We start from the raw sequence: 13,265 nt of genomic DNA on the forward strand, positions 1-13,265 counted from the left end.
CGTGGTGGGTTGGGTTAACGCTGACGGAAGCTAAACGAGGCTTTGAGGCGGTCAAATCAAATCTTCGTTTAGATTTTGTCAACGGTACGGAATACTGGAGCTCTGTTACTGCGCCGGCCGTGTCCGCTGATACGGATTCGGTGGTTCTGCTTCCAGGTTTTGATGAATATTACTTGGGTTACAAGGACCGCAGCGCGATCATAGAGACAGAGCACGATGCGAAGATCGCTCCCCATCGCAACGGGGTTTTTCAACCGATGATGGTGGCAGGAGGGGAAGTGGTTGGTACCTGGAAGCGGGAAATCAAGCGCAGCGGCATCGAAATCACGTTATGTCCGTTCTCGCCGTTGGGCGATCGAGCAGAGGCGTTTCGGGAGGCGGCTAAGCATTACAGTGATTTCATGGAAATGCCGATTGGACGAGTAGAATCATGAGTTTGAAGGAGGAATAGCGTATGGAGTCCATCATGAAGCTGGAATCATTGATTACCGAAATGACAGAGATTGTAACGTCGACTAATGAGGTGGAGTTCAATCTGAAGCTTGCGCCTGATAAATGGTCCAAGAAGGAGATCCTGGGTCACCTTTGCGATTCGGCGGTCAATAACCATATCCGGTTTGTGAAAATCTTGCTATCCGATTATCCGATTGCCATTTCGGGGTACACGCAGAACGATTGGGTCCGGGTGAACGATTACCAGGATCAATATGATCAATCGGAAGTGTTGTCACTGTGGCAGCATTTGAACCGGATGATTCTGCGAGTCATGCACAAAGCTGATTCATCAGATTTTCAGAAAAAACGCGTGCTGCCCGATAAAACGGAGGTCACACTGGAGTGGTTGTTTAACGACTATGTGGATCATATGATCCATCATCTGGAGCAAATCGAGCTGTGATTACTGCATTGGAAATGGGTGTACAACAGGAAACGAAAGGTGCTCCAATATGTTCAAATTATGGAATCTTGCTATTCGATTTATTCTGGAATTGATCCTATTATTTTCGATAGGTTACTGGGGCTTCCACTACGGTTCAGGGCTCATGGCACAGGTCGGACTCGGTATTGGGCTTCCGCTGCTTGCAGCCGTCGTCTGGGGAATGACGATCTCTCCGAAGGCAAGGATCAAGCTGCCGCTGGCCGTGGTACTGCTTATCGAATTTCTTATGTTTGCAATCGCGGTGGCATGCCAGATTTACTCGGGCTTTATTACGTTTGCCATCGTTTTTGCCCTTGTGGCTCTGGTCAACCGCTTCATCGTGATAAAATGGAGAATGCAGCCGTAGCTATATGGAATTGCCCCTTATTCAACTGCACGAAGCATTTATAAGTCCGTTAGAAAGACTGCCAACGTCAGGTAATCAGATGGAGGCGGTCTTTTTGTATTGGATCCACGTTCAGGTTAAAAGACGAATTAAAGTCACGTCCTTTACTCGTTCAGGATGGTATGATGATTTGAAAGAACAGCCTATGTCCGCTGCTGGATATCCTTAGTAACGCAGTGGAATGGAAAAGCCAGCGTAATCATCTAAAATGCTGAAGTTAAAGGAGAATGAACCTATGACTTTGAAGATCGGTATGATTGGGTTGGATACATCGCATGTCTCCATTTTCTCGAAAATGCTGCATGACAAGACGCATCCCTATCATGTTCCCGGCGGACGGGTTACGGCGGCATTTCCCGGAGGATCTCCGGACTTCGAGCTTAGCATAAGCCGGGTGGAGGGGTATACGAAGGAACTCGCAGCATGGGGAACTGAAATATTGGATTCTCCGGAAGACGTCGCCAAACAGGTTGATGCCGTCATGCTCGAAGCGGTTGACGGAAGATCGCATCTGTTCTTGTTTCGCGCGATTGCTCCTCACTGCCAAATGGTATTTATCGATAAGCCGTTTGCTGTGAGCAGCAAGGACGCGAGGGAAATTGCCGAACTGGCGGAGCAGTTTCAGGTTACCGTTATGAGCAGCTCGTCTCTTCGATATGCGCAAGGACTTCAGGATGAATTGGCTCGTGGCGGTGTGGGTGATATCATTGGCGTGGACTGCGCCGGACCGCTCCCTCTTCAACCGACACAGCCAGGATTTTTCTGGTATGGAATCCACGCAGCGGAGATGCTTTACCGCGTTCTGGGACCCGGATGCGTAAGCGTACATGTCGCCGCGACCGAATGGCATGAGGTATTAACAGCGGTTTGGAATGACGGGAGGATCGGGACGATTCGAGGCAACCGTGCAGGCAATGATCGCTTTGGGATGACCATCCATCGCACGGACGCCAGCAGCTTTGTGGACATCATGGCGCATCCGAAACCCTATTATGCGAGTTTGCTGGAGCAGATCATGAAGATGTTCACGACAGATGTCTCAGACGTTCCTTTACCTGAGACGCTGGAGATCATTCGTTTTCTGGAGGCGGCGAATGTCTCCCGCGAAACGGGTGAAACCGTGAGACTGGATGATATCGATCGAACAGGATGATAACGGAATAGACGCGCGTTATTCCCTGAAAGGCGGAGGTTGTCGGGGAGGTCGATGTGACTCGCCTTACCTGATAACCTTTTTGACCTGCAATTATACATAATATTTCCATATTAGCCTCGTTAATTGTATGATAGACAGATCAAGAAAGTTCGGCAGCTATTCGTTAGCCGTGTGGAGAGGTGGTTATGATGACATATCATATTCGGGTGAGACCGACAGCGTTGGTTTTTCAGAATGAGCATGTTTTGTTGGTTGAGTATGTAGATGAGAACGGATTGCATTACAATTTGCCGGGGGGCGGGGCCGAGCCCGGAGAGTCTATCGCAGAGGGAGCCTTGAGAGAATTGTATGAGGAAACCACGCTGGAAGCGCAGACTGGGCCTGTTGCATTTGTGTACGAGAATGCTCCGCATAAACAGTCCAGAGATAACATATCGGGCATCCATACGTTATACGTAGTATTTGAATGTTATCCACATGAAGGATCGTCCCCCAAACTTCCGGCTGTTCCAGATCCGAATCAAACCGACGTGAAGTGGATTCCGCTCGAGCAGCTGGACGACATTATTTTGTATCCGAACATTAAGAAGCACATTAAACAGTACGCGCAGGAACGACGAAATATAGACATGATCGAGGATTACGTATTGGACAAATATGTGTGAATTAAACGTAACAGGAGACTTTCATGAAATCGCATGTCAAAATAATCGCCTTGGTCCTCCTCATCGGTTATACCATGTTGTTAACTTACTGGATGATTTGGGGATTCGGGAGGACCACACAGCCGGAAATCAGTTATAATCTGGTTCCATTCACGACGATGGCAAGCTATTTTCCCATTCGCAGTTTGAGCTCATTGATCAATATCGTTGGAAATATCGCTGTATTTGTACCCTTTGGAGTGCTCATTCCGCTTGCATTTCAAATTCGATTTCGTAAGATGCTAGCCTACTTTTTGACCGGGTTATTCGTGCTCGAAATGACGCAACTGATCACGCGGCGAGGAAGCCTGGATGTGGATGATTTTATATTAAACTCGGTAGGTGTTACCCTAGGCTATGGTTTGATTGGGGTCATCATGAAATCAAGGGGCAGACAACCGTAGCTGCATAATTCGATCATACCTAAAATAGTTTATAACAGGCAGCAGAATGGCTTAACTACGATGTAGGGAAGTCATTCTGTTTTTTTATGTGTGGCTGATTTTGTTGTGTTAACGTTACATTCTCTACTTGGGCTGGATAACAGCGATATGGGGAATTGTGGAAAAAAACTATTGTTCGATCAGGAACCGAAGCTTACAATGATATGAGGTACTGGAAAATGTTGTGTGGAAAGGTGGGATCTACGATGAAGAATTCCGTGATTAGTAAGCTGACTCATGGCATAGAGTTTACACATAACCTAAGGGATGATGTGAAGGCTTTTCTCATCAAGCATGGAGAGCAGGAAACGTTCGAGCATATCATGAATGTAGTTCGAGAGGCGCTAGCCATTGCACCGTTATTTGATGTCAGTCCTGATGCAGCTCGGCAGGCGGCTCTGCTGCACGATATCAGCAATGCGATTCCGGTGAGCGAAATGAAGGATGCCGCAGAAGAATGGTCCCTTCCCATTATGGAAGAGGAGCATCGATATATCAGGATCATTCATCAGAAGCTTTCCATGGAAATGGCTCAGCGTTTCTTCGGCTGCACCTCACCTGACATATTGAACGCGATTGAATGCCATACAACGTTAAAAGCCGGGGCAAGCCCATTGGATAAGGTTTTATTTGTTGCGGATAAGATCTCTTGGGAACTTGAAGGCGATCACGCCTATCAAGCGGAGATGCGCAATAAACTGAGCGAAATGGATTTAGACGGAGCGGTGCTTGTGTATTTGGACCATGTATGGAATCAACGTGACAAAATGAAATTGGTGCATCCGTGGTTAATTGCAGCTAGAAGTGAGCTAATTAACCAAAGTGTATAATCATTGCGCACCCGGATGCAGCCACCGATAAGAGGAAGGATTACACACCCTATGAACAATAAAACGATGGGCATTATTTTTATCTGTATCTCAGCTTTTTTGTACGGCATCCGGTACTTAACGGCCGCGATTGCGGGGATAAATACCCCCTGGACGTTTGCGGATTTGTTATCAGAAATTGGAAAAGGGCCGTTGATATTCAGCATCATCAGTTTGATTCTCGGTATCTTATGCATCATCGTCCCGATCATCCGTAAATGGCTAGCGGAAGACCTGAACCTGATCAAGGATAACTGGGAAGAGCTGGACCAGCCAGACAACGCCGATAAGAATCCATAACAGAATGTTATCTAGAATTTTAAGGAGGAATCCTCATGGGCGAAAACCAAGTTGCAGGCTTTTGGATCCGGCTAGGCGCCAATCTTTTGGATGGAATCATCGTGAGCCTTCCGTTATGGATCATTGCAGGGATTATCACGGGAGATTTTGAGAATGAGCCGATTTCTAATTTGATTTACAGTCTGTATGCATTGTTGGTCCCCGTGTATTGGAATGGTTATACCATCGGCAAGCGCATATGCGGCATTCGCATTCGCAAATTCGATTTTCTTGAGCCGCCGGGCATTGGAACGATGCTTCTCCGCAACCTTGTAGCGGGAATCGTGTATGCACTGACGTTTGGAATTGGACTTATCGTGAGTATCTTTATGGTAGCGATGCGCGAGGATAAGCGTTCCCTGCACGATTTTATCGCGGGTACGGAAGTTGTGTATGATTAGGAGATGAATGGGTTACCCAAATCTGGATTGCTGTCGGAGCGGCAATTCAAGGCATTTCGATGATTGGAGTTGATTAGATATCGCGTTTACGATAAAAGGAATTGTCTTTGATATGGATAATACGCTGCTGCGTTCCAGCATTGATTTTGGAGCAATGAAGAGGGATATCTACGCCTTTCTGTGCCATCACAGAATCTTGCCCCAAGGTCTGTCCATGGACACCCACACTACCTCAACCATCATTGCTGAAGCCATGAATACAGGGCTGCTGTCGGAAGAACTTCGTCACGTGATGTGGGATATTGCCAAGGAACATGAGATGAGGGGGATGATTGGTGCAGATCTTCAAGCGGGTGCAAGAGAGCTTGTTCAGCGATTGCACGGGCAGCTGCATCTGGCCATTGTGACAAATAATTCGGTGGAAGCAGCAATGGCTGCTCTGGAAGAGAATAAGATTGTGCATTATTTTGATCTCATTATAGGCAGAGAGGCCATGGGCTTGTTAAAGCCGGCACCCGATGGATATTTGGAGGTACTGAAGCATTTCCCTCATACATCCCCGAAGGAATGGTTGTCTGTCGGAGATGCGTGGGTGGATGGCAAGGCCTCCGAGAGCGCCGGAATTCCATTTATCGCCTATCGCGGGGACATCGCGAGAATGAACAGCATGGATGTTTTTCCATTTGCAGAGATTCAGCATATACCAGATGTCATAGGTTATCTTCAGCCGCGTACCACTAAATAAATCTCGGAGGTGCCATCCCTTAGACAAGTTATGTCATATTAATGACTCTATAGAATTCCTTTACCATCTCCATCTTAGACGTTGTATAATCATGGAAGACGCCAAATTCATAATAAGGACCCAGTCTTAGATAGAGCTACTCTACGGCTGGGTTTTGTCACATACTTGACGGCGAAGGAGGCATGGCTTCTTGATGAAGAAAAAAGCGTATATTACCGACCTGGATGGAACGCTTCTACGATCAGATCAGACACTTACATCCTATACTAGGGATGTTATCGCGAATGCGCTGGAGCAGGACGTGATTATCACGTATGCCACTGCCCGCGGCTATATTAGTGCTCAGAACGTTGTCTCGGATATCCCATGGAAGTACCCTTTGATTCTATATAACGGCGCTTTGATATATGACGGGGTAAATCGAACGGTAATCGATGGTTACTGGCTTGAACGGGACATCTCGAATGAGATTATCGACGTGGGAAGGAAGTTTGGTATTACTCCTTACTATTTTTCATTGGATGCGGACCATCGTGAGCGTGTTTTGCATGAGTCGCTGCGGCGAGAGGGAGAGAAGGCTTTTTATCATAGCCGGCCCCAGGATCCGCGATTTATGGAAGTGCGGAGTCTGAACTGCCCACCGGATTACCGGACGCTGGCTCTTACATACATTGGACTTTACGAGGAATTGGAGCCGATACGGTGCGAGGTCATGGAATTATACGGTGATGTGATTCATGCTCATATGATGCCGGATTACTACATCCATAACCATTTTTTCCTGGAAATCAGTCATGCCAAAGCAAACAAACGTGACGGGCTCCAATTATGGTCTTCCCATATGGGGATTGATCTGGAGAACACGGTTGTCTTCGGCGACCACATCAATGATGTGGGGCTGTTTGAAGCCGGAGGCACCCGGATCGCGGTACGTAACGCCCATGAAAGGATACGGCAGCTGGCCGACCATATTATTGACTCGAATGAACTTGATGGCGTCGCCCATTATATCCGGCAACAGATGGAACAGTCAGGAGTGAATACCTTTATATCCACTCTGGGAGGACAATGATGACGATACATCACGTTACGCCTATTACTTAGAGTTCGCACTTTTATCGAAATTAACTTTAACCAGCTCGGTAAAAGCGGAAAATGCCTTGTTCCTGAACCGGTCGTTGCGCCGGATCAGGCTTGTCGAGGTATGCCGGAAGGCTTCCGGGATCGAGAAGCTGCCCATATTCGCAAATTCTCCACTCAAGACGGAAGTGGGTAGCAGTGTAGCGGCAAGACCAGATTGTACGATGCCTAATTGGGTCTCTAATGATGAGACTTCGATCATATTGGTCATCGGAATCCCTTCGCTTAACAGCCATCTTTCGAGGATGCTTCGAAACGGGCATCCCGCCGGAGCAACGGCCCATTTGGTCACCGCCAGATCGGGAAAGGGCTGCTCCTTCGAACTGGTCAGCAGTTTGACCTCATCCTCTTCGATATAATCGGCAACCAGCTTCGGCGGAATGTTTCCTGTCACAAATGCCCCGTCCAACTGATAGTTTAATACTTGGGTAATCAGCTCCGAAGAGCTGCCGGTCAAGAGCGATAGCGTGACGTCCGGGTACATGGTTTGATAGTCCGACAAGGATTTAATGAAATGTCCGCAATGCACCGTATCCACGACGCCAATGGTTAAAGAACCGCTTGGATAAGGCGTTTCTTGTACAGCACGCACCGCTTCTTCAGACAGATTGAGAATGGTACACGCATAGTCCCGGAACGTGCGCCCTTTTTCTGTTAAGGTCACTCCACTGGAGTGTCGGTTCAATAAGGGGACTCCCAGTTCATTCTCAAGCTTTTTGACACGGGCCGTAACATTGGACTGCACATATCCAAGCTGCTCCGCAGCGCGGGTGATATTCCCTTCCTCTGCAATCCTTAGAAAAACCTTCAGATCGGTAAGCTCCATCTAAACCCTCCTTTCTCTCCTTCAGTCATCACTATAAATGATGACATCATTATTATTTATCATTATACGGTATGCCATTTTTAGATTACAATCACAACTACACCATGAATATGTTCATACAAATACAGAGTGGAAGGATGTTGGAGATGAAAAAGGCATGGTGGCTCTTACTAATAGCGGGGGCACTGGAGGTTGTATGGGTATCCGGTTTGAAGCATTCCGATACCTGGTGGCAGTGGATCATTACCATCGCTTCGATTATATTCAGCTTCAAAGTTTTTTTGGACTCTGCTGCTAAACTTCCCATCGGTACGGTCTATGTGATCTTCACCGGACTGGGGACAGCCGGTACGGTGCTAGTTGAGATCCTCCTGTTTGGCGAGCAGGCGAATCCCGTCAAGCTGCTGCTGATTGGTATGTTGGCTGCAGGGGTGCTCGGACTCAAACTGGTCACGAAGGATACGGATAACCAGGCGAAGGAGAGTGGTGCGTAATGGAATGGATCGCTCTGATCGGCGCAGGGTTATGTGAAGTGTTGGGTGTGATTGCGTTAAGAAGGGTGAGCCTGACCCGCAGCGTGGGATCCTACATCTTTTTGGCCTGTTCGCTCGGTTCGAGTTTCCTGCTGCTGACGTACGCGATGGCCTTTATTTCCATGGGAACCGCTTATGCGATTTGGACAGGAATGGGGACGGCCGGCAGTACCTTGCTGGGGATGTTTGCTTTTGGAGAACCGAAGGAAGCGCGTCGGATATTTTTCATTGCTTTAATCCTGGCTTCAGCGATCGGCCTTAAGATTATAACGTAACCCATAGGGGCGTGCAGAATTTCATAGACCTGTGAAGGATATTCTGATTCGTATATAGAATTTAGATATAGTTTGGTGTTTTGAATCCATCCGATCAGACGCCAGGATGCATTTTTTATATGGGAAAGGACAGGTGTATCTTATGAAATTCAGCGAGTATCGCTATGAACGCCCCGACGTAAAAGCTTTTGAGCAAAAGTTTAAAGAGCAGCTTAACGCCTTCACCTCCGCCAGCACGTATGAGGAACAGGATGAGGCGATGACCCGCATTAACAAACTACGCAGTGAGATGGATACCCTGAGTCAACTGGTGTATATCCGGCACTCGATTGATACGAACGACGAGTTCTATAAGGCAGAGCAGGATTTCTTTGACGAGAACGGACCGGTCATCCAGGAATACATAACGGATTATTATCGGGCTCTCGTGGATTCGAAATTCAGAGCTCAGCTGGAAGACAAATGGGGGCGTCAGCTGTTCCAATTGGCAGAGCTTTCCCTCAAAACCTTCAGTCCTGAGATCATCGAGGACCTGCAGCAGGAAAATAAATTGACGACGGAATATTCGAAGCTGATCGCTTCCGCCAAAATTCAGTTCGAAGGCGAAGAGCGTACCCTGTCGCAATTGATTCCCTTCCAGCAATCGACGGACCGCAATATGCGTAAACGTGCAATGGAGGCGTCCAGCGGCTTCATGGCTGAGAACGAAGCAAACTTCGACCGTATCTATGACGATCTGGTTAAAGTGAGAACCAAGATTGCCAAGAAACTAGGATTTAACAATTACGTAGAGCTTGGTTATGCCCGCATGGCCCGCACGGACTATAACGCGGAGATGGTGGCTAACTTCCGTAACCAGGTGCTGGAGCATATCGTTCCGGTTGCAAGCAAGCTGAAAGAACGTCAGCAGAAACGAATCGATGTGGACCAACTGCTGTACTACGATGAGAACTTCTCATTCAAATCGGGGAACGCAACACCGAAGGGTGACCCGGATTGGATCGTCAACCATGGAGCGAAGATGTATGAAGAATTATCTCCGGAAACCCATGAGTTCTTTACCTTCATGCAGGAGAACGGCCTTATGGATCTGGTTGCCAAAAAAGGCAAGCAGAGCGGCGGATACTGTACCTATATCAGCGAGTATGGCGCACCGTTTATTTTCTCCAACTTTAACGGGACTTCCGGTGATATTGATGTGCTGACGCACGAAGCCGGTCATGCGTTCCAAGTATATGAGAGCAGAGGTTTCGAGGTACCGGAGTATGGGTTCCCAACCTATGAGGCGTGCGAAATCCATTCCATGAGCATGGAATTCTTCACATGGCCGTGGATGGACCGCTTCTTCGAGGATGAGGCCGATAAATACCGCTTCGACCATCTCGCAAGCGGACTTATCTTCATCCCTTACGGCGTAACGGTTGACGAATTCCAGCACTTTGTTTATGAGAATCCGGATGCGACGCCGGCTGAACGGAAACGGGCATGGCGCGAAATTGAGCGCAAATATCTGCCGCACCGGAACTATGATGACAATGCGTATCTGGAGCAAGGCGGCTTCTGGCATAAACAGGGTCATATTTTTAGCACGCCGTTCTATTATATCGACTATACGTTGGCTCAAATCTGCGCATTCCAATTCTGGAAGAAGATGCATGAGGACCAATCCGCTGCATGGGCAGATTATCTGAACCTGTGCCGTCAAGGTGGAAGCAAGTCCTTCACCGAACTGGTGAAGGTGGCAGGCTTGATCTCCCCATTCGAGGATGGCTGTGTCACTTCCGTCATTGGCAGCATCGAAGCTTGGCTGGACAGCGTAGACGATGCAGCTCTTTAAATCGTAAATAAGCATGGCTAAGACATGCAGGAGAACATGAGTGAGTAAAGACTCAGGTGTTCTTCCTGCATGTTTTTAATAGAAAGCATCTTTCATAGAACCCACTTATTGCCCATAAATTAGGAGGATTATAACTATGATTACGTATAAACCGCTAAGCGAGCTTCCGATTCGGGAAGTATCGGAGTTGTGGAATCACTCATTTGAAGGATACATGGTGAACGCCTCGATGCCGCTGGACCGCTTCATTGCCCGTATCGGAAGCGATGGTTTGTGCATGGAGAGATCACTCGCTTGTTACATGGATGGCGTACCGGCCGGCATCGTCATGAACAGCTTTCGGGAAGAAGATGGCGTTAAGATTGCACGTAACGGTGGGACAGCGATAGCTCCCGATTTCCGGGGGAAGGGAATCGGCAAAAACATGATGGAGAAAAACGAAGAGCTGTACGAAGAACAAGGCGTCCGTCGTGCCTATTTAGAGGCGATCAGCACAAATGCGCCAGCGATTCGTCTCTACGAAAGCGTTGGATATCATATCATCGACCGGCTGCTCATCATGACGAATGAACAGCTCCCGGAGCAGCAAGATGCGAAGAATACCCGTTCACCGTATACGCTGGTCAGAGGCCTGGCAGCGGAGGCTGTATCTGTAGCCTTCTATCGATCCGGTGAAGTCTGGCAGACAGACGCTTCCAGTATCAAGGACGGTGAATGCGTCATTGTGTATGAAGGAGAAGAACAGGTGGGCTTTGGTTTGTTTAAGCGGGTGTTTGATGCCTCAGGCAGTTTGGCAGCAATCACGCTGTTTCGTTGTGAGGCCGCTCCAGGACATCCGGATGCAGAAGCCGTGATGAAGTCGGCGGTACTGGAGATGATACAACCAGGTTATGCCTGCAAGCGGTCCGCATTCAACATCCGGGCTTCGCATAAGGAACTGGTGAACGTGCTGCAGGAGCTTGGATATACGAGCTCGATGGAGCAGGTGCTTATGGTTCATGAGTACAGCGCTACATAGGTTGAATTCGTAAACTTCGAAAGGAAATGCGTGCATGAGAAAAAACACGGATATGAGCCTGTACCCGGCTCTCGCGAAAGATATCCAATGGGGCGTAGTCCGAGCCAGGTTTGCCATCGGAGATGAAATCGAAGAATCGAAGGTCAGCAATGTCACGATTCTTCCGTTTGCCGGGGATCGCTGCATTATTTTTCAGGTAGCGGACGGAAGCTGGGAGCTTCCCGGAGGAACCCTGGAACCCGGCGAGTCCTATATGGAAGGACTTAGACGGGAGGTTAGGGAGGAGCTTGGCGCAGAACTCGAGTCGTTCCGGGTCTTCGGCCAGTTCCGTTGCGAATCCAGCAGCAAGACGCCTTATCGGCCGCATATTCCCCATCCTCATTTTGTCAGATTGGTTGGATACGGGGATGTGCGCATCGTTGGGGAGCCGCTGAATCCAGAGGATGGGGAGCAGGTCATCTCGGTAGAGGCCGTTGATTTGGAGGAAGCCGTGAAGCGATTGGAGGAGACGGGCAGGCAAGATATTGCAGATCTGTACAAGCTGGCTTTTGCCATACGACAAGAAGACCGTTCGATTCAACTAACTAACGATGAACCATGAATTGCATGAGGGAACGCGCTTAACCGAAAAGAGGTGTAGACAGTGGAACACGTATTTCAGGAACTGTTGCAGCATTATTTTCATGGACCTGTGCAATCGATCGAGACCGTTCCTTTCGGCATGACGAATGAATCCCGAATTGTAGCAATGAACCAAAAGAAATACGTCGCAAGAATATACAATCGTCATACGAAGAATGAAGAGAGGTTGCGGTTTGAGGTTGAACTAACAGCTTACTTGGAGCGTTGTTCCTTATCGTTTGATATTCCAGGTTTCGTCTCCAGTAAGGATGAGGCGAAGTACGTGGTTCTGTCGGATGGTTCCCTGGGGTCCCTGACACGGTTTATCGAAGGAGAGGTCCCTGATCTATCCAATATGTCTGATGTGCTTAATTATGGACGGACAGTAGGGGAAATATCATATGCTCTGCAGCAATTCAAATCGAATTCCGTTGATGTGGTTTGTCCTGCGATTCCATGATGTTTACAACCTCCATTCTCTAGCCAATCAGACGAAAATTAATGAGTTTTTGGCATGCCCTCCTTTTGAGATGGATGCCGAACAGATAGCTGTATTGCGAGGATACTATGAATCTGGGTTTAACCACACAGCTGAACTTAATGTAATGCCAAAGCAAATGGTCCATCATGATATTTTAGTTTTTAATCTCTTGATCAATCCCCAGTCCAGGGAGATGAGCGGTGTATTGGATTTTGATTTTGCTGCCATGGACATACGGATATGGGAACTATCCATTTGTCTGAACCATCTTCTTCAGCATGAGGACCAGACCTTGACAAAGGTCGAGCTGTTTTTAGATGAATATCGAAAATATATGAGGTTAACTCGTGCAGAGATCCAGTGGATTCCCTATATCATGCAGTTATATTATGTTTCTTTATTAAGCATCTATATCGGGCAGCATTTGGCCGGAAGGAACATCGCCTCCTATTTTCACCTGATGTTGAAGCAACTTCAGATCAGAAGAGAATGGATGGAACGAAAGCAGCACGAGTTTGTTGAATTGTTGTATTCGAAATGTTTATGAATGTG

Annotated in this window: 19 protein-coding genes; 18 read left to right on the forward strand and 1 reads right to left on the reverse strand. The window is 47.8% G+C overall.

Features of this window, described 5'->3' with window-relative positions:
- From ACPV3A_RS35325 to ACPV3A_RS35375, 11 genes are all read left to right on the forward strand, one after another.
- Positions 1–434: DNA glycosylase AlkZ-like family protein (locus ACPV3A_RS35325; protein WP_426204520.1), on the forward strand; the 434-nt coding region annotated here is incomplete at its 5' end.
- A 20-nt stretch (positions 435–454) separates the two neighbouring features.
- A complete protein-coding gene (locus ACPV3A_RS35330; protein WP_426204522.1) occupies positions 455–898 on the forward strand; it encodes a DinB family protein in 444 nt (147 codons plus the stop codon).
- Between the two features lie 49 nt (positions 899–947).
- Positions 948–1,286, forward strand: a complete 339-nt coding sequence (locus ACPV3A_RS35335; protein ID WP_194543714.1) for a YrdB family protein — start codon at positions 948–950, stop codon at positions 1,284–1,286.
- A gap of 274 nt (positions 1,287–1,560) precedes the next feature.
- Complete coding sequence (locus ACPV3A_RS35340) at positions 1,561–2,478, forward strand: Gfo/Idh/MocA family protein (RefSeq protein WP_220684489.1); 918 nt, start codon at positions 1,561–1,563, stop codon at positions 2,476–2,478.
- Positions 2,479–2,669: 191 nt separating this feature from the next.
- Positions 2,670–3,146: an NUDIX domain-containing protein gene (locus ACPV3A_RS35345; RefSeq protein WP_194544886.1), complete on the forward strand. Its 477-nt coding sequence runs from the start codon at positions 2,670–2,672 to the stop codon at positions 3,144–3,146.
- A 23-nt stretch (positions 3,147–3,169) separates the two neighbouring features.
- Complete coding sequence (locus ACPV3A_RS35350; protein WP_426204524.1) at positions 3,170–3,589, forward strand: VanZ family protein; 420 nt, start codon at positions 3,170–3,172, stop codon at positions 3,587–3,589.
- 245 nt (positions 3,590–3,834) lie between these two features.
- On the forward strand, positions 3,835–4,458 hold the full coding sequence (yqeK, locus tag ACPV3A_RS35355) for a bis(5'-nucleosyl)-tetraphosphatase (symmetrical) YqeK (protein WP_426204526.1): 624 nt from the start codon (positions 3,835–3,837) through the stop codon (positions 4,456–4,458).
- A 51-nt stretch (positions 4,459–4,509) separates the two neighbouring features.
- Positions 4,510–4,797, forward strand: coding sequence for a hypothetical protein (locus tag ACPV3A_RS35360; protein ID WP_426204527.1), 288 nt, complete (start codon positions 4,510–4,512; stop codon positions 4,795–4,797).
- 35 nt (positions 4,798–4,832) lie between these two features.
- Positions 4,833–5,237: an RDD family protein gene (locus tag ACPV3A_RS35365; protein WP_071219906.1), complete on the forward strand. Its 405-nt coding sequence runs from the start codon at positions 4,833–4,835 to the stop codon at positions 5,235–5,237.
- A gap of 91 nt (positions 5,238–5,328) precedes the next feature.
- Positions 5,329–5,982 (forward strand): HAD family hydrolase, encoded by a 654-nt coding sequence (locus ACPV3A_RS35370; protein WP_426204567.1) that lies wholly within the window; start codon positions 5,329–5,331, stop codon positions 5,980–5,982.
- Between the two features lie 193 nt (positions 5,983–6,175).
- Complete coding sequence (locus ACPV3A_RS35375; protein ID WP_426204569.1) at positions 6,176–7,054, forward strand: Cof-type HAD-IIB family hydrolase; 879 nt, start codon at positions 6,176–6,178, stop codon at positions 7,052–7,054.
- A gap of 24 nt (positions 7,055–7,078) precedes the next feature.
- Here the strand turns inward: ACPV3A_RS35375 and ACPV3A_RS35380 are convergent, their stop codons facing one another.
- Positions 7,079–7,948 carry a LysR family transcriptional regulator gene (locus tag ACPV3A_RS35380; protein ID WP_426204528.1) on the reverse strand — a complete coding sequence of 290 codons (870 nt, stop codon included), beginning with the start codon at positions 7,946–7,948 and terminating at the stop codon, positions 7,079–7,081.
- Positions 7,949–8,094: 146 nt separating this feature from the next.
- Here ACPV3A_RS35380 and ACPV3A_RS35385 point away from each other — a divergent pair, with 146 nt between their 5' ends.
- The 7 genes from ACPV3A_RS35385 (at position 8,095) to ACPV3A_RS35415 (ending at position 13,260) form a co-directional block, all read left to right on the forward strand.
- Complete coding sequence (locus ACPV3A_RS35385) at positions 8,095–8,442, forward strand: DMT family transporter (protein ID WP_194543703.1); 348 nt, start codon at positions 8,095–8,097, stop codon at positions 8,440–8,442.
- Entirely contained in the window at positions 8,442–8,756 is a 315-nt protein-coding gene (locus ACPV3A_RS35390) for a DMT family transporter (RefSeq protein WP_194543702.1), read from the forward strand. The genes ACPV3A_RS35385 and ACPV3A_RS35390 overlap by 1 nt, the downstream gene beginning before the upstream one ends.
- 142 nt (positions 8,757–8,898) lie before the next feature.
- Positions 8,899–10,593 (forward strand): M3 family oligoendopeptidase, encoded by a 1,695-nt coding sequence (locus ACPV3A_RS35395; protein ID WP_426204530.1) that lies wholly within the window; start codon positions 8,899–8,901, stop codon positions 10,591–10,593.
- A gap of 136 nt (positions 10,594–10,729) precedes the next feature.
- On the forward strand, positions 10,730–11,611 hold the full coding sequence (locus ACPV3A_RS35400; protein WP_426204532.1) for a GNAT family N-acetyltransferase: 882 nt from the start codon (positions 10,730–10,732) through the stop codon (positions 11,609–11,611).
- Positions 11,612–11,645: 34 nt separating this feature from the next.
- Positions 11,646–12,212, forward strand: a complete 567-nt coding sequence (locus ACPV3A_RS35405; protein WP_426204533.1) for an NUDIX hydrolase — start codon at positions 11,646–11,648, stop codon at positions 12,210–12,212.
- A gap of 42 nt (positions 12,213–12,254) precedes the next feature.
- On the forward strand, positions 12,255–12,692 hold the full coding sequence (locus ACPV3A_RS35410) for a hypothetical protein (RefSeq protein WP_426204535.1): 438 nt from the start codon (positions 12,255–12,257) through the stop codon (positions 12,690–12,692).
- On the forward strand, positions 12,634–13,260 hold the full coding sequence (locus ACPV3A_RS35415) for a phosphotransferase (RefSeq protein ID WP_426204537.1): 627 nt from the start codon (positions 12,634–12,636) through the stop codon (positions 13,258–13,260). Before ACPV3A_RS35410 ends, ACPV3A_RS35415 begins: the two co-directional genes overlap by 59 nt.
- The last annotated feature ends 5 nt before the right edge of the window (positions 13,261–13,265 follow it).

The organism is Paenibacillus sp. Dod16, assembly GCF_049893405.1.
Taxonomy (GTDB): Bacteria; Bacillota; Bacilli; order Paenibacillales; family Paenibacillaceae; genus Paenibacillus_AQ.

Coding starts and splice junctions, on each gene's coding strand:
- ACPV3A_RS35350 (WP_426204524.1), top strand. CDS start 3,170: ATGAAATCGCATGTCAAAATAATCGCCTTGGTCCTCCTCATCGGTTAT.
- ACPV3A_RS35400 (WP_426204532.1), top strand. CDS start 10,730: ATGATTACGTATAAACCGCTAAGCGAGCTTCCGATTCGGGAAGTATCG.
- ACPV3A_RS35345 (WP_194544886.1), top strand. CDS start 2,670: ATGACATATCATATTCGGGTGAGACCGACAGCGTTGGTTTTTCAGAAT.
- ACPV3A_RS35365 (WP_071219906.1), top strand. CDS start 4,833: ATGGGCGAAAACCAAGTTGCAGGCTTTTGGATCCGGCTAGGCGCCAAT.
- ACPV3A_RS35385 (WP_194543703.1), top strand. CDS start 8,095: ATGAAAAAGGCATGGTGGCTCTTACTAATAGCGGGGGCACTGGAGGTT.
- ACPV3A_RS35395 (WP_426204530.1), top strand. CDS start 8,899: ATGAAATTCAGCGAGTATCGCTATGAACGCCCCGACGTAAAAGCTTTT.
- ACPV3A_RS35405 (WP_426204533.1), top strand. CDS start 11,646: ATGAGAAAAAACACGGATATGAGCCTGTACCCGGCTCTCGCGAAAGAT.
- ACPV3A_RS35360 (WP_426204527.1), top strand. CDS start 4,510: ATGAACAATAAAACGATGGGCATTATTTTTATCTGTATCTCAGCTTTT.
- ACPV3A_RS35380 (WP_426204528.1), bottom strand. CDS start 7,948: ATGGAGCTTACCGATCTGAAGGTTTTTCTAAGGATTGCAGAGGAAGGG.
- ACPV3A_RS35375 (WP_426204569.1), top strand. CDS start 6,176: ATGAAGAAAAAAGCGTATATTACCGACCTGGATGGAACGCTTCTACGA.
- ACPV3A_RS35335 (WP_194543714.1), top strand. CDS start 948: ATGTTCAAATTATGGAATCTTGCTATTCGATTTATTCTGGAATTGATC.
- ACPV3A_RS35340 (WP_220684489.1), top strand. CDS start 1,561: ATGACTTTGAAGATCGGTATGATTGGGTTGGATACATCGCATGTCTCC.
- ACPV3A_RS35415 (WP_426204537.1), top strand. CDS start 12,634: ATGCTCTGCAGCAATTCAAATCGAATTCCGTTGATGTGGTTTGTCCTG.
- yqeK (WP_426204526.1), top strand. CDS start 3,835: ATGAAGAATTCCGTGATTAGTAAGCTGACTCATGGCATAGAGTTTACA.
- ACPV3A_RS35330 (WP_426204522.1), top strand. CDS start 455: ATGGAGTCCATCATGAAGCTGGAATCATTGATTACCGAAATGACAGAG.
- ACPV3A_RS35390 (WP_194543702.1), top strand. CDS start 8,442: ATGGAATGGATCGCTCTGATCGGCGCAGGGTTATGTGAAGTGTTGGGT.